Genomic DNA, 14,763 nt, shown 5'->3' with positions numbered 1-14,763 from the left:
CACTTTACCGGGGCGGATTACATCGCCTCGATCGCGACGGCGATGCCTTGTCCGCCACCGATGCACATGGTGGCCAGCGCGCGTTTGGCGCCAATCCGCTCCATCTCGTACAGTGCTTTGATGAAAATGATCGTGCCTGAGGCACCGATCGGGTGGCCCAAGGCAATGGCGCCGCCATTGGGATTAACCTTGGCCGGGTCCAGGCCAAGCTGCTTGCTGACCGCCAGCGCCTGTGCTGCAAAAGCCTCGTTCGATTCAATCACGTCGAAATCGGACAGGGACAGGCCCGTGCGATCCAGCAGGCCCTGAACGGCGGGAACGGGACCGATGCCCATCACTTCGGGGCGCACCCCGGCGATGTTATATCCAAGGATACGCGCCCGCGGCTTCAGCCCGGCACTGTCAGCCGCCGAGGCCGTTGCCAGCACGACCGCTCCTGCGCCATCGTTAAGGCCCGACGCGTTGCCGGCCGTTACGGTGCCGTCTTTCTTGAAGGCTGCACGCAGTGAGCCAAGCCCATCTATGGTGGTGGCTTTCGGGTGTTCATCCGTGTCAAAGGCGACGATCTCGCGGCGCTTCTTGACCTCAACCGGAACGATCTGGCTTTTGAAATAGCCGTTCTCGATCGCCTTGGCCGCACGTTCCTGACTTTCTAGCGCGAAGGCATCCTGCTGCTCGCGGGTGATGTCATTCTCGGCCGCAACGTTTTCTGCGGTAATGCCCATGTGGCCAGTGCCAAACGGGCAGTTCAAGGCCCCGAGCATCATGTCGACTGCGCCAACATCCCCCATCTTCTGACCCCACCGCGCAGACGGGATGATATAGGGTGCGCGGCTCATGTTTTCGGCACCACCGGCAAGGGCAAACTCTGCATCGCCCAGCATCAGCGATTGGGTCGCCGAAACGATCGCCTGTAGGCCAGAGCCACACAGACGGTTCAAGGTCAGTGCGGGGGTGGTGTGCGGAATGCCCGCCGCGATAGCGGCTGCACGGCTGATATACATGTCGCGCGGCTCGGTATTGATAATGTGGCCCATGACAACATTGCCGATCTGATCGGCTTCAACACCTGAACGGGTTAGCGCCTCTTTGGCCACGACGGTGCCCAGATCGATCGGGGGTGTCCCTGCCAGCGAACCTCCGAATGTGCCGATTGCTGTACGGGCCCCACCCAATACTACGATGTCAGTCATGTATCTCTCCCACGATCCTGGTGACTTTGGTCTGGCAAAGCTTAGGGGAAGTTCTTCAGGGATGGAAACCGTACGTTACGTAGTTCATGTCGCGCAAATCGAGGGGGCTGGCTGGTGTCGGTCCCTGCTGGCTTGTCGCCCTCGCGCTGTCACGCGGGCGGTGAATTGCACCAGACCAATTGACAGTCAGCGAACTGCAATCCATTTTTCCGCAATGACGGAGAAAGATGACGATATCCTGTCGCGCCTGCCCGCGCGGCTAAAAGAGGCCCGACGAGAGAAGGGCCTATCGCTTGAAGCAGTGGCCAAGCTATCGGGCGTTTCCCGGTCCATGGTCAGCCAGATCGAGCGGGGCGAATCCTCGCCCACGATTGCGACGCTTTGGAACCTGACGAGCGCCTTGCAGGTGGATTTCGCGGGTCTGCTGGACGAAACCGCCAAGACGGACCGGATCGAGGTCATTCGTCGTGACCAAGCGCCGACCATCGACAATCGCGGCGAAGGCTGCCGCATTCGCATTCTTTCACCGCCTGAAGAGGCCGGGCGGAACGAAGTCTATCAGTTGGAACTCAGCGCGGGGGGCAGCCTAGACAGCCAGCCCCACAAGCGTGGGACAGTCGAACATCTGACGGTTCTTGATGGCATGGTCGAAGTCACCTCTGGCGACGCGACCGAGCAATTGGCGACAGGCGACAGCGCCCGTTATGCGGCCGACACCGTGCATTCCATCCGCTCGATAGATGGGTCGGCCGTGGCGTTTTTGTTGGTATTCGACGACGTGTAATCCATAATAACGGAAAAATTCCGCAAAAAGGGAATTCTCCTATTTGGGACGTGCTTCCGTTATGCTAGATGGATCGCGAAACGGAGGCCCCAATGAGTGATTCTTTCCTGACCCATATCACCGAGACCCTGACCGAGATCGAGGATCAGGGCCTTTATAAACGCGAACGCCTGATCACCTCGCCGCAGGGCGGGCGGGTGCAGGTGGGTGACCGCGAGGTGATCAACCTTTGTGCCAACAACTACCTTGGTCTGGCCGACCATCCGGCGCTGATTTCAGCCGCGAAGGGGGCGATGGATGATCACGGCTATGGCATGGCTTCGGTCCGGTTCATCTGCGGGACGCAGGATCTGCACCGGGAGCTGGAACAGGCGCTGGCCAAGTTTCTTGGCAAAGACGACAGCATCCTTTTTGCGGCCTGTTTCGATGCCAATGGTGCTTTATTCGAACCGCTGTTGGGGCCGGAAGATGCGGTGATCTCGGATGCGCTGAACCACGCGTCGATCATCGACGGTATTCGGCTGTGCAAGGCCAAGCGCTATCGCTATGCCAATGCGGATATGGACGAGCTGGAGGCGCAATTGAAAGCCGCCCGCGCCGATGGTGCGCGCCATATCATGATTGCGACCGACGGCGTCTTCAGCATGGATGGTTATCTGGCACCGCTGCCGCAGATTACCGCGCTGGCGAAGCAATACGATGCTTTGGTGATGGTTGATGATTGTCACGCAACGGGCTTTATGGGGCCAAAGGGGCAGGGCACGCCCGCGCATCATGGGGTCGAAGTGGATATTCTGACGGGCACTTTGGGCAAGGCTTTGGGCGGCGCGATTGGCGGCTATATCGCCGGGCCCCAACCGGTGATTGACCTTCTGCGCCAACGGGCACGGCCCTATCTATTCTCGAACGCTTTGCCGCCGTCTGTCGTGGCTGCGGGGCTAGAGGCGCTGCGTCTGGTCGAGGCGGGCGATGACCTGCGTGCGCGGCTTTTTGATAACGCTGCTTACTGGCGCGACGGGTTGACCAAGCTTGGCTTTGACCTTCTGCCCGGGGAACACCCGATCATCCCCGTCATGCTGGGGGATGCGCGTCTTAGCCAGGACATGGCCAACGCGCTGTACGAAAACGGGGTCTACGTGGCTGGGTTCTTCTTCCCGGTCGTGCCACGCGGGCAGGCCCGCATCCGCACCCAGATGAACGCCGCTCTGACCCGCGATGATCTGGATGCTGCTCTGGCCGCGTTTGAGTCTGCAGGCCGCAAAACAGGGGTATTGTCATGACCAACGAAATGAAGGCCCTCGTCAAAGCCAAGCCCGAACCGGGCCTGTGGATGGAGCACCGCCCGGTGCCCGAGATCAAACCGGATGAGGTGCTGATCCGCATCAATAAGACCGGCATCTGTGGCACCGATATTCACATCTGGAATTGGGATGAGTGGGCCCAGAAAACAGTGCCAGTCCCGTTGGTCACTGGCCATGAATTTGCCGGTGAAATTGTCGAGCTTGGCAGTGACGTTTCCGATCTTGAGATCGGGCAGCGTTGCTCGGGTGAAGGGCATCTGATCGGCAAACACAGCCGTCAAAGCCGGGCTGGAAAGTTTCATCTGGACCCCGAAACGCGTGGGATTGGCGTGAATGAGCAGGGCGCTTTTGCTGAATATCTTGCGTTGCCAGCTTTCAACGTTGTGCCGTTGCCAGACGAAATTGATGATGAGATCGGGGCGATCCTAGATCCCCTTGGCAACGCGGTTCACACCGCTCTCAGCTTTGATCTGGTGGGCGAGGACGTGTTGATCACCGGTGCTGGCCCGATCGGGATCATGGCTGCTGCCGTGGCCCGCCACGTAGGCGCGCGTCATGTTGTGATCACCGATGTGAATCAGGATCGTCTGGACCTTGCAGCCCGCGTGGCCGATGTGGTTCCGGTCAACGTCGCCAAGCAGAACCTGCGCGAGGTCGAAGGCGCGCTGAAAATGAAAGAAGGTTTCGATGTCGGGCTGGAAATGTCCGGCAATCAGCAAGCGCTGGATCAGATGGTCGAGAACCTTGTCATGGGCGGTCGCATTGCGATGCTGGGCATCCCACCGGGCAAATCCCCTGTTGATTGGTCCCGGATCGTCTTCAAGGCCATAACCATCAAAGGCGTCTACGGCCGCGAGATCTTTGAAACCTGGTACAAGATGATCGCCATGCTGCAAAACGGGCTGGACGTGCGGGGCGTGATCACCCACCGCTTCAAAGTCGACGAGTTTGCCGAAGGTTTTCAAACCATGCGCGCAGGCAGCAGCGGGAAGGTCGTGCTGGACTGGACGTAATCCGTCTTCCCAAAGGGGCTCTCCCCTTCTGGGCGAGACACAGAGAACAGGGCGGGGTGCTTGGGCTTAATCCAGCCCCCAATCCTTGTCCTGCATTTCGCGCAGGCGGCTGGCGGTGCGTTCGAATTCGAAAGAGCCCGTGCCCTCGACATACAGCATCTCGGGCTCTGCCGCGGCCGAGGCGATCAGGCGGACCTTGGCCTCGTACAATGCGTCAATCAGGGTGACGAAGCGCTTGGCCTCGTTGAAATTGGTGCGGCCCAATTGCGGGATGTCTTCCAGTACCAGCAGGCGCACAGCCTCGGCGATTGCCAGATAGTCGCCCGGCCCCAGCATCTTGCCGCAAAGATCCCAGAACGAGGCGCGGGCCATGCCGTTGTGATAGTTCGGCAGTTCGACCGCACGACCTTTGACGGTCAGGACCAGCTTGTCATGGGTGCTAGCTGCCAGATCGTCCCAGATCGCGTCGATGGATTTCCGGGCCTCGGCCCCGGCGGGGGTGAAATACACTTTCTCACCCGTCAGGCGGTTCTGACGATAGTCGGTGTCCGAGACCAGTTCGAAGACTGTCAGGCGCTCTTTGATGGTGTCGATGAACGGGACAAAGCGTTCGCGCTGCAACCCGTCTTTGTACAGGTCGTCCGGAACCCGGTTCGACGTCGTAACGATGGTCACACCGCTTTCGAACAGCAAATCAAACAGACGCCCCACCAGCATCGCGTCGGTGATATCGGTGATCTGCATCTCGTCGAAACACAGCAGGCGCAGGTCGCGGGTCATCTCTTCGGCCACCTGCTTTAGCGGGTCGTCACCCTTGGACTGGCGCATCTTATGCAGGCTTGCGTGGACCTCTTGCATGAAAGCATGGAAGTGGACGCGGCGTTTGCCCGAAATATCGACGTGGTCATAAAACAGGTCCATGATCATGGACTTGCCACGACCGACACCGCCCCAGACATACAATCCTTTTAGCGCTGGGGCTGGCGCCGCTTTCTTGCGGCGGAACAAGGAAAAACCACCAGCTTCTTGCGGCGCGTCCTGCAGTGCTTCGCGCAGGTTCTCGAACAGGCCAAGAACGGCGATCTGGGCTTGATCCTCGTGAATTTCGCCTGCCGCGATGCGCTGATTGTAGATATCGTGCAATGTTTCGGTCATGGAAAACGGCTTAAACCTCCGCGACGGATAAGAAAAGCTGAACTGTTGCCACACAATTTATTGTTTGACCGCAGGTGGTGTGCTGGACAAGAAATGGGCACGGAGACCTGACATGACCCAAAGCCAAGCACGCCTGTTTACACCCGTCCTAATCGGGGGCTGCATCATCATGATGATCAGCTTCGCCGTCCGCGCTAGCTTTGGCGTGTTCCAGATCCCAATTGCCACAGAGTTCGGCTGGCCAAGGGCGGATTTCTCATTCGCTATTGCGATCCAGAACCTGTTCTGGGGTATCGGCCAGCCCCTGTTCGGCGCCATCGCCGAGAAGTTCGGAGATCGCCGTGCGATCATTCTTGGTGCGCTGACCTATGCCACCGGTTTGATCCTGTCATCCTATGCGATCACCCCGGGGCAGCATCAGTTGCTGGAAATGCTGGTGGGCTTCGGTATCGCGGGCACGGGTTTCGGCGTGATCCTTGCCGTTGTTGGTCGCGCTGCCAGTGACGAACACCGCTCGATGGCGTTGGGGATCGCGACAGCGGCGGGCTCTGCCGGTCAGGTGATCGGCGCACCGACCGCCGAATGGATGCTAAGCTTCATGTCATGGCAAGAGGTCTTCCTGGCATTCGCGGCCTTCATCCTGCTGTCTCTTTTCGCTCTGCCGATGATGCGCACCCCTGAGGTCGCCAGCAAGGCCGAGCTGGAAGAAAGTATGAGCAAGATCCTTGGCAAGGCGTTCCGCGACCCGTCCTATTCGCTGATCTTCCTTGGCTTCTTTTCCTGCGGCTATCAGCTGGCCTTCGTGACCGCTCACTTCCCGGCCTTCGTGACAGAGATGTGCGGGGCCATTGACCCGACCGGCATTCTTGCGGGGATCGGCGTCAGCACAACCTCGGCCCTTGGCGCTATGTCCATCGCGCTTATCGGGCTTGCCAATATCGTCGGGACGATTACGGCTGGCTGGCTTGGGAAGCGATATTCGCGCAAGTACCTGCTGTCGGCGATCTACTTTGGCCGCACTATCACAGCGGCGGTATTCATAATGCTGCCGATTACACCGACTTCGGTCATCGTGTTCTCTGTCGTGATGGGGGCGCTGTGGCTGGCAACCGTGCCGCTGACCAGCGGGCTGGTCGCCTATATCTATGGCCTGCGCTACATGGGAACCTTGTACGGGATCGTCTTCTTCTCGCACCAGCTGGGTTCGTTCCTGGGCGTGTGGCTGGGTGGCCGGCTGTATGACATCTATGGCAACTACACGCTGGTCTGGTGGGTCGGCGTCGGCGTCGGGCTGTTCTCGGCCATCGTGCACCTGCCGGTGAAAGAGCGCCCGATGACAGCGGCAGCTGCCTAGAGCATTCCCGGACGGGGTGTGAGGTCAATCTCTCAAAAGGGAAGCGGCGGCAACGGCGGCGGGGATGGCAGTTGCATGCCAGACATGCTGTTCATTGCCGTACTAAGCTGACCAGCGCAGGACTGACAGGGACCTAGGCCCGCCGGGTTAAGCATTTTGCTAAGATTGGCCAGCTGTTCTAGAAGCGGCATGATCGGAACAGGCGGTGGTGCAACGCTCATCGACGCGGCAATGTTCATTGCACCAGAACTGGCGGCCTGCATGCCTGAGAGAACATCATCAAGATCAGGAAGTGCATCCAAATGCACCTGCAAGGTCTGAGCAGGCAGTGGGAGCGGAATTTTAAGCGAGCTCATGAACCTAAGCATCGCATTCACCCTAGAAACCCCGGCGGGGGTCAGGGCGTCTGGCCCAAATGCTTCCTGAATGGTGGCGAGGTCTTCCAGCTTGTCGGCCATCGCTTTCAGGTCGTCCAGCGATACCGGCATGTCGGGTACCGGAATGGTTGATAGCACACCAAGCTGACTTAGCAGCGCCTTTGTCAGACTTGGGTCGGACATCGGCGGTAGGCCCATCGCAGTGGGAAGGGCCGCCGCCTGCCCCAAGGCAGCCATGTTCCAAGCCATCTGTACCCTTGGCCCGGGCAGGGCAAACGGTGGAAAGGTGACGCGCGGCAGCGTTGCAGCAAACCCCATGGCCGTGGAAAAAGTCTGGCCAGAGCTGGTCGTGCCAGCCTTTGCGGCGAAACTTGCGTCGACACGGGCAAGCGCCATAGGGCAAATCCCTCTTGCCCGAAGCGTCAGCGTCATCCTTGCTGCAAGCACCATGTTCTGCATCACCATCGGGGGCATGGACTGCGCCTGTGGCAGCGTGCGCGAGGCCAGACACTTCAACGCCTGCTGGATCTGCGCCATCAGTTGGCGCGGGTTCGTGATCGGAAAGGTTTGAGATACCGCGCCCAGTTTCGTCATCATCGAAATCATCGCGCCGCCGCCCGGCGGCAAAACGGCTGGCAACCTGACTTGGGGCGCGCGCGCATTGAGTGTGGTACGCAAAAACGCATCCGAAGTCGTTTTCGGCAACATGTCCGCAAGCTTCATATCGGCACGAGCTTGCGCCTGCACCTGCAGACCAAGCAGGCTGTTCAGCTTCACCATTTGTGGCGGAACAGCCATCACCGACAAGGTCGCCCTTGCGTTGGGAATTGGCATCGTTGTGATGGTTGAACTGCAGTAATTGGGCATTAAGCTAACCGACTTGAATAACAAAGTGGGCGTAAGCCCGGTATGCGCGTGAAACAAAGAGTATCTTATTTACCAGCCTACGCCTACGCCCATAGAAAACCACCCTATCTTTTCACGATGAGTGGGGGCGCCGAAGAAGCTTGAGGTTAGCTGGTTAAGCTTTGCCCTGACGCTTGATCTCATTCAACGCACGGTCCAGAGCATCAAGAAATCGGCTTCGGTCAGATTTGGAAAAGGCTTTGCCGCCCCCTTGCCGAAACGGGTCTGCCGCGCGCAAATCCGCCATCAGGTCGCGCGTTGCAAGCTTGTTGCCGATGTTGGCGGGGGTGAACGCCTCGCCGTTGTGATTCAATACACGCGCACCGGCCTCGACGGCTTTTGCGGCAAGCGGAATATCGGCGGTAATGACCACGTCACCTTTGCCCGCCTGTTCGGCAATCCATTTGTCGGCTTCATCCGGTCCGTCTGGCACATAGACCATCTGGACCAGCGGGTTTTGTGACGGGCGCAAACCACCATTGGCCACCATCCGTACCTCGACCCGGCGGCGGGTGGCGACGGTTTCGACCTCGGGTTTCACCGGGCAGGCGTCGGCGTCAACATAGATCATGTGCCGACCCAGGCGATCACGGCGGTCACCGTCACGATGCTGGCTGCCGTCGACACAAGAATAGAGGCCGACACGCGCTGTGGCGCGACACCGTAGTGTTGGGCAAGGATGAAGACATTCCCGGCCACCGGAAGGGCCGCCGCCGCGATCATGACCGAGGCTGCGTAGGGTTCCACTGGGAAGACCAGCAAGGCGAAGACGGCGACCGCCGCCGGGTGCAGGACCAGCTTGGCAAAGGCCAGCCAGCCCGCGACCTCGATCCGCTCTGCAGACTTGTCGGCCAGAGACGCGCCGATGGCAAACAGAGCGCCGGGCGTAGCAGCTGAGCCAAGGATTGTCAGAAACTCGTTCATCGGTGCCGGGATCGGCCACTTCAAAGCGGACCAGCTAAGGCCAAGCGCCATCGCGACGATCATCGGGTTGGACAAAAGCCCCAAGCCAACTGTTTTAAGAACCCGAGGAGAAAGCCGTCCTTCTTTTGATCCGGTGATCAGAATGACGATCAGACTGGAAAACACGATAAGGTCGACGGCAAGAACCAGCATGATCGGGCCAACAGCTTCTTGGCCCATCAGCAATGCCAGCATCGGGATGCCCAAGAACCCTGTGTTCCCGATAACGGCACATTGCGCTTCGATCGCGGCAACGGCCGTGGTCTCTTTGCGAAAGAGCGCCACCGCTGTCGCCAGCACATAGACGATGATGCAACCTGCCAGGTAGGCACCGACAAAGTTCCAATCCAGGATTTCACCCAAAGACAGGTTTGCCGAGAACCGGAACAGCATCGCGGAAAGTGCGAAGTAAAAGACGAACTTGGTCAGGGCCGCAGTGGCCTCGGGGCTGAAGAAGCCACGCCGACCGGCACCATAGCCGAGCCCGATCATCAGAAAGAACGGCAGGGTTTTGAAAAAGACGTCAAGCATTTAGCCGCTTCCGATCAGCGCGCCGGCCGCAAAGACAAGCGCCCCACCCAAGACAACCTGAAACGCCGCTTTCAGGAAGGGCGTCTGCATGAACTTGTTCTGAATCCAGGCGATGGCCCAAAGCTCAATGAACACCACGACGAAAGCAACGATCGTGGCGGTCCAGAAGTCGGGGATCAGATAGGGCAAAGCGTGCCCAAGCCCACCGACCATTGTCATGACACCCGAGGCGATACCGCGTTTTATCGGTGAACCGCGGCCCGAGATTTCGCCGTCATCGGATGCGGCTTCGGTGAAGCCCATCGAAATACCAGCACCAACAGACGCGGCAAGCCCGACCAAGAACGTGGTCCATGTGTCTTGCGTGGCAAAGGCTGTCGCAAAGATCGGCGCAAGGGTCGATACCGATCCGTCCATCAGCCCCGCCAGCCCCGGCTGTACCCAAGTCAGGACAAACCGGCGGTGCGACTCCCGATCTTCGCGGTCGCGGGCCTCGTCATCCAGATGCTCTTCTGCCAGTGTCTCGGCCTTGTCCGCATGCCCGCCCTCGGCGGCGGCAAGGTCCCCTAAAAGCTTTCGGGTGTCTGCATCGGTACTGGACTGTGCGGCCTTCAGGTAAAAACGCTGCGCGTCGCTTTCCATCCGCTCGGCCTCGGCGCGCATGCTGTCAAGGCTCAGGTTCTGGGTCAGCCAGATCGGCCGGCGGTTGATGAAGCCAGACACGTGTTCCCGGCGGATCAGCGGAATCGTGTTACCAAAGCGGGCCTTGTGGCGTTCGATCAGCCACTGCCGGTGGGTGTCCTCCTCGGTCGCCATGTCTTCGAAAATGGCAGCGGAGTCCGGGAAATCCGGGCGCAGCGCCTCAGCGAAACTGCGATAGATGCGGGCATCGTCCTCTTCCGATGAGATGGCCAGCGCAAGCACTTCCTGTTCGGAAAGCTCCGCGAAACGTTTGCGGTGTTGAATGCCGGGGATCATGTCGGCTCCTTCCTCGTTGCTGCCAACGTAACCGTGCGTCGGAAAAGAACAATGTGAAAAAGCGAAGCACCCGAATGATCGTCCGGGGGTGGGGTTGTCTGGATTTGAAAGTAGCGCTTATAATTTTGTCCGGGATGGGAAAGAAAAGCATATGACCAAGGAAATCAACCGAGGTCGAAAATTCGAGCAAGTCCTGAAAGGGGCTCGCGAGGTTTTCGTGCGTGACGGGTTTGAAGGGGCAAGTGTCGATGACATTGCCCGCGCCGCCGGCGTGTCCAAGGCCACACTATACAACTATTTTCCGGATAAGCGGTTGCTGTTCGCCGAGGTGGCCCGGACAGAAGCCGCGCGCCTGACAGAGCTTGCTTTGGATCAGCTCGATCCGACCGATGCTCCTGAAGAGACGCTGTATTTGGCCGGGAAGCTTTTGCAGTCGTTCATCACCTCAGAACTGGGACAGGCGCAATTGATCCTTTGTGCGGCGGAATCCAGGCGGTTCCCCGAACTTGGGCAGATGTTCTATGAGGCCGGCCCAAAGCAAGTTCGCGATCACCTAGGGACCTATCTGCGAGAGGCGGATGCCGCGGGCCTGCTAAACGTTGATGATGCCGATCTCGCCGCTGACCAGTTCCATGAGCTTTGTAAGGCTTCGATCTTTCCAAAAATGTTTACCGGAGTTCAAACGCAGTTTGAACCGGCAGAGCTGGAACGAGTCCTGACGGGGGCGGTCCAGACCTTCCTTGCGCGTTATGGTGCTTCCAAAGACTGATCGCATTGCGGTGGCCCCACATCGCAAGACACTTGCTCTGCAAAAGCCGCGCATTGTCGAAGGCAAAGCCCACGGATTGGGTGACTTACCCAAGAATACCGGGCCAGTTGGCCTGCCCCTTGGCGATATTGCCCGGGATGTCCTGCAGCCAAAGCTCGCGCGCGCGAAGGCTGGCATTCAGGTAAAGCTTGCCCTCATAAATTGTCCAGGCTTCGGGAACGGTCGGGGCCAGATAGCCAAGCGACGCCGCATAAGCGCAATAGCCGCCAAACACCGGTGCAAAATCATTGGGCGTGGCCATGAAGGCTTCGGCGTTTTCAGCAGTGTTGAACTGCCATTCGACACCTTTCCAGCTGACGGAATGCTTGTTCATAACACTGTCAGGCTTGCCAGCGTTGAAATAGTTGACGGGGTCGGTCCCGTTAATGGCGACACCACCGGTCTGGAAGATCTCTGGCTCGGCGGCGCGTACGATCGACGGGGAAATAGTGCTGGCGGCAGCAAGGGTGGCAAGAAACTGGCGTCGCTTCATGTGTAAGGTCCTTTTGATATGTGCGAAACAGATTGTGTGTTGTCGCGTTTGGGGGGGGGCGATGTGATGGCGTCAGCCTAACCAAGCCGGACCTGAGGCTCAGTTCACGAGCGCGTGTCTCGCGGTCGCGTGACCAAGCGTGAGGGCTTTTGGCAAAATTCGCGGAAATGGCACCAATCTAGTCCAGTTTCTTTCAAACTTGACGGTGCTACCCTCTGGCTTTTGAAATATTTGTATCGGCTTTCTTAAAGGCGATCACAAGTTTTGAGATGAGTGACCGCCTTATTTTAGACACATTTTGAACAAGAAGTTGACAAATAAACTGGTTGGTTCGAAACTAGTTTAATTAATTGTATTTAAAACAGGATCAATCATCTCATTTTAATTAGTTTGTCCCTTAAATGCGCACATTGTGTAGGGGTTTCGTATTTGTAAGAGAATAGATTGGCGATTTGAGCGCAGGATAACAGGCAGTCTACCGGCAGGTGGGCGGCCTTTTTTATTGGCGTAAGGCCCAAAAGATTTTTCTGCCCGGAAACGGGCATTCGAACATTAGCCCGGTCTGGTCGCAGGGGTGGACAGTTGATTCAGACGTTCAGGGCAACATAGGCAACTAGGAGCATTGTCATGCCGTCTGACAACGAAGTTATCCTGAACGATGAAGAAATCCTTGATGATGGTCTCAGCGTCTCGACCGACCTAGACGACTATGCCCCGGGATCCACCGCAGAGATCACCGCGACCGGTGTCGATGAAGGTGGCTCTGTCACCTTCGAAGTCGAACATGTCAGCGATGCGGGCCCCGACGGCATCTATGGTACTGCAGACGACACCACCGTCGATCTGGGCGGTGACGGGCATGATAGCTGGACTGTCACCGATGGCGGCGAAGGTGATCTGGACGGTGAGGCGAACGGTGTAATCGTTACCGATTGGTATGTCAATCCGGATGACAGCGCAGGTGAACGGTTCCTTCTGTCGGCATATGATGGAACCGATACAGCCTTTGCGACCTTCACTGACGGGATTGGCGACGATGCGGGTGCCCAGGTTGACTTGACTGGTCCAGAACTAGGAAGCGATACACTCAACGGTGCGGTCTATTCGAATGATGCCGTTGGCGCAGGTACAGGCCTGATCAATTCATTTGTACGCATTAGCACCAATGATCCAGAAGAAGATGGCTACAACACCTCTGATCGCCCTCTGGACAATGACGAAAATAACTCCCCGGGATTCACGCGCGACCTGTTCTTTGGCGATATTCCAGTCGTCACGCTCTATGACGACCAGGGCAACGCGACGCTCTATCTTGAATTCCAACTCGACATCAACGAACCGGACTCAGGCGCGACAAGCTACCTTTCACTTGATCAGGTCGAAATCTACGTCTCGGACAGTCAGGTGCCATCTGGCGATCCGGCGCTGCTAGATACCTATGGCGAGCTCGTATACTCGCTCGATACATATAATGAGTCTGGCGTGCTCGTCGACGATAACTGGGTCGCTCTGGATTACACACTCCAGTCTGGCTCGGGTGTCTCTGACATGATCCTGTATGTGCCGTTGGAGTTTTTCGAAGGTGCTACGACGGTTGATGTGAATGATGGTACTTATGTCACTCTCTACTCCGACTTTGGTCATCAGGAGGATTACATCGTCGACGGCGAACTGGTGGCCGATTGGACTAATAACTCCGGGTTTGAAGAGTGGTCCGTTCGGACATTTGTCGAATTCACGGGCATCAAATTCAATGATCTTGATGTAGATGGTGTCAAGGACGACACAGAAGTAGAGCTGGGTGGCTGGGAAATTCGCGCCTATATCGACTTGGATCGAGACGGGGTTCTTGACCAACTGGAATATGATGTTGGGGCGTATGCTACCGACATCACCGATATCAACGGGTTCTACGAACTGAATTTCTTTTTGGACGCGAATGTCCCCTACTCAGAGCTGTACGATGGCCCTACTCTAATCGAAGATGCGCAATACCTGATTGTCGAGGTTATGCAGGATGGCTGGGAACAAGGTCCGGCCGGAGATCCAATCTTGGACGCAGGCCTCAATACAGGCGATGAAATTCTGGGACCGAACGGATATGTGTTCGACCCTACAAGTTCCGATCTAGAGACAGAGGTTTCCGGCAACAATTTCGGCAACTATCAGCCTACCGGCGATATCACCGGGATCAAATATAATGACCTTGCAGGTGACGGAGCCTCTGGGACCAATACTCCGATTTCTGGTTGGACAGTGTACCTGTTTGAAGACGCGATCGATACGAGCGGCGACGGATCACTCAGCGACGCAGAAATCGCCGCTGCACTGTCTTCCGCAACACCAGTTCAGACTGACACCACCGATGACAGCGGGGTTTATCTTTTCGAAGATGTTATGGTCGGAGACTATTTCGTCATTGAGGATATCGACGGTCCGAGTGGGGGTTGGGCACCTACAACAACACCTTGGTATGGCGTGACTGTGGTAGGTGGTGAGACCTACGGTGATGGCGCCTTCGAAGCCACGGATTTCTATAACTTCGAGCTGTTCGACATTGATGGTACGAAGTTCGACGATTTGGACGGTGACGGCTCGATTGAAGATGGAGAGCCTGGCCTTGGTGGTGTGACGATCTTCATTGATCTGGATGGCAACGGCGAGTTTGACTGGACGGATACCGAAGGTGAGGAGAACGGTGTCTGGGACGCAGGCGAAGGGGATCGCTGGACGGTGACGGCCAATGATGGCACGTGGTCGTTCACGGATCTGGACTGGACCTACGACGAAAAGACGGTCTACGAGGTTCTGCCGGATGGCTATGTGCAGACGGTGGGTGCTTCGGGCTACGAGATCGACGGCACCTCTGGCAATGACCAGTCGAACCTGGACTTTGCGAACTTCGAG

The 14,763-nt window shown here is 57.7% G+C and carries 13 protein-coding genes; 6 read left to right on the top strand and 7 right to left on the bottom strand.

Annotated features, from left to right (window positions below; all coding sequences use genetic code 11):
• Positions 1-17: 17 nt before the first annotated feature.
• Positions 18-1,193, bottom strand: a complete 1,176-nt coding sequence (locus CLM58_RS00350; protein ID WP_095593937.1) for an acetyl-CoA C-acyltransferase family protein — start codon at positions 1,191-1,193, stop codon at positions 18-20.
• 214 nt (positions 1,194-1,407) lie between these two features.
• On the opposite strand from CLM58_RS00350, the gene CLM58_RS00345 reads away from it, so the two are divergent.
• From CLM58_RS00345 to tdh, 3 genes are all read left to right on the top strand, one after another.
• Positions 1,408-1,977: a helix-turn-helix domain-containing protein gene (locus CLM58_RS00345; protein ID WP_095593936.1), complete on the top strand. Its 570-nt coding sequence runs from the start codon at positions 1,408-1,410 to the stop codon at positions 1,975-1,977.
• Positions 1,978-2,069: 92 nt separating this feature from the next.
• Entirely contained in the window at positions 2,070-3,257 is a 1,188-nt protein-coding gene (locus CLM58_RS00340) for a glycine C-acetyltransferase (RefSeq protein WP_095594760.1), read from the top strand.
• 8 nt (positions 3,258-3,265) lie between these two features.
• Positions 3,266-4,291, top strand: coding sequence for an L-threonine 3-dehydrogenase (gene tdh, locus CLM58_RS00335; protein WP_229666205.1), 1,026 nt, complete (start codon positions 3,266-3,268; stop codon positions 4,289-4,291).
• Between the two features lie 66 nt (positions 4,292-4,357).
• Here tdh and zapE read toward each other — a convergent pair whose 3' ends face one another.
• Complete coding sequence (gene zapE / locus CLM58_RS00330; protein ID WP_095593934.1) at positions 4,358-5,446, bottom strand: cell division protein ZapE; 1,089 nt, start codon at positions 5,444-5,446, stop codon at positions 4,358-4,360.
• A gap of 112 nt (positions 5,447-5,558) precedes the next feature.
• On the opposite strand from zapE, the gene CLM58_RS00325 reads away from it, so the two are divergent.
• On the top strand, positions 5,559-6,800 hold the full coding sequence (locus CLM58_RS00325; protein ID WP_095593933.1) for an MFS transporter: 1,242 nt from the start codon (positions 5,559-5,561) through the stop codon (positions 6,798-6,800).
• A gap of 32 nt (positions 6,801-6,832) precedes the next feature.
• On the opposite strand, the gene CLM58_RS00320 is transcribed toward CLM58_RS00325, so the two are convergent.
• The 4 genes from CLM58_RS00320 to mbfA form a co-directional block, all read right to left on the bottom strand.
• Complete coding sequence (locus tag CLM58_RS00320; RefSeq protein WP_095593932.1) at positions 6,833-7,975, bottom strand: hypothetical protein; 1,143 nt, start codon at positions 7,973-7,975, stop codon at positions 6,833-6,835.
• 223 nt (positions 7,976-8,198) lie between these two features.
• Positions 8,199-8,654 (bottom strand): YaiI/YqxD family protein, encoded by a 456-nt coding sequence (locus tag CLM58_RS00315; RefSeq protein ID WP_095593931.1) that lies wholly within the window; start codon positions 8,652-8,654, stop codon positions 8,199-8,201.
• Positions 8,651-9,577, bottom strand: a complete 927-nt coding sequence (locus CLM58_RS00310) for an AEC family transporter (protein ID WP_095593930.1) — start codon at positions 9,575-9,577, stop codon at positions 8,651-8,653. The genes CLM58_RS00315 and CLM58_RS00310 overlap by 4 nt, the downstream gene beginning before the upstream one ends.
• Positions 9,578-10,555 (bottom strand): iron exporter MbfA, encoded by a 978-nt coding sequence (gene mbfA, locus CLM58_RS00305; RefSeq protein WP_095593929.1) that lies wholly within the window; start codon positions 10,553-10,555, stop codon positions 9,578-9,580.
• Positions 10,556-10,706: 151 nt separating this feature from the next.
• Between mbfA and CLM58_RS00300 the strand changes: the two genes are divergently transcribed.
• Positions 10,707-11,324 carry a TetR/AcrR family transcriptional regulator gene (locus CLM58_RS00300; RefSeq protein WP_095593928.1) on the top strand — a complete coding sequence of 206 codons (618 nt, stop codon included), beginning with the start codon at positions 10,707-10,709 and terminating at the stop codon, positions 11,322-11,324.
• Between the two features lie 85 nt (positions 11,325-11,409).
• Here CLM58_RS00300 and CLM58_RS00295 read toward each other — a convergent pair whose 3' ends face one another.
• Positions 11,410-11,856 carry a YHS domain-containing (seleno)protein gene (locus CLM58_RS00295; protein ID WP_095593927.1) on the bottom strand — a complete coding sequence of 149 codons (447 nt, stop codon included), beginning with the start codon at positions 11,854-11,856 and terminating at the stop codon, positions 11,410-11,412.
• A gap of 627 nt (positions 11,857-12,483) precedes the next feature.
• Between CLM58_RS00295 and CLM58_RS00290 the strand changes: the two genes are divergently transcribed.
• The coding region (locus CLM58_RS00290) for a hypothetical protein (RefSeq protein ID WP_198950941.1) at positions 12,484-14,763 on the top strand (2,280 nt) is incomplete at its 3' end.

Source organism: Actibacterium pelagium (assembly GCF_002285415.1).
Taxonomy (GTDB): Bacteria; Pseudomonadota; Alphaproteobacteria; order Rhodobacterales; family Rhodobacteraceae; genus Actibacterium_B; species Actibacterium_B pelagium.
Note: the sequence above shows the minus strand (reverse complement) of the source record. Positions and strands in the feature narration are given on the sequence as shown.

What these genes read in the sequence shown, in the direction of transcription:
- CLM58_RS00350 (WP_095593937.1), bottom strand. Translation starts at nt 1,193, where the DNA reads ATGACTGACATCGTAGTATTGGGTGGGGCCCGTACAGCAATCGGCACA.
- CLM58_RS00345 (WP_095593936.1), top strand. Translation starts at nt 1,408, where the DNA reads ATGACGGAGAAAGATGACGATATCCTGTCGCGCCTGCCCGCGCGGCTA.
- CLM58_RS00340 (WP_095594760.1), top strand. Translation starts at nt 2,070, where the DNA reads ATGAGTGATTCTTTCCTGACCCATATCACCGAGACCCTGACCGAGATC.
- tdh (WP_229666205.1), top strand. Translation starts at nt 3,266, where the DNA reads ATGAAGGCCCTCGTCAAAGCCAAGCCCGAACCGGGCCTGTGGATGGAG.
- zapE (WP_095593934.1), bottom strand. Translation starts at nt 5,446, where the DNA reads ATGACCGAAACATTGCACGATATCTACAATCAGCGCATCGCGGCAGGC.
- CLM58_RS00325 (WP_095593933.1), top strand. Translation starts at nt 5,559, where the DNA reads ATGACCCAAAGCCAAGCACGCCTGTTTACACCCGTCCTAATCGGGGGC.
- CLM58_RS00320 (WP_095593932.1), bottom strand. Translation starts at nt 7,975, where the DNA reads ATGGCTGTTCCGCCACAAATGGTGAAGCTGAACAGCCTGCTTGGTCTG.
- CLM58_RS00315 (WP_095593931.1), bottom strand. Translation starts at nt 8,654, where the DNA reads ATGATCTATGTTGACGCCGACGCCTGCCCGGTGAAACCCGAGGTCGAA.
- CLM58_RS00310 (WP_095593930.1), bottom strand. Translation starts at nt 9,577, where the DNA reads ATGCTTGACGTCTTTTTCAAAACCCTGCCGTTCTTTCTGATGATCGGG.
- mbfA (WP_095593929.1), bottom strand. Translation starts at nt 10,555, where the DNA reads ATGATCCCCGGCATTCAACACCGCAAACGTTTCGCGGAGCTTTCCGAA.
- CLM58_RS00300 (WP_095593928.1), top strand. Translation starts at nt 10,707, where the DNA reads ATGACCAAGGAAATCAACCGAGGTCGAAAATTCGAGCAAGTCCTGAAA.
- CLM58_RS00295 (WP_095593927.1), bottom strand. Translation starts at nt 11,856, where the DNA reads ATGAAGCGACGCCAGTTTCTTGCCACCCTTGCTGCCGCCAGCACTATT.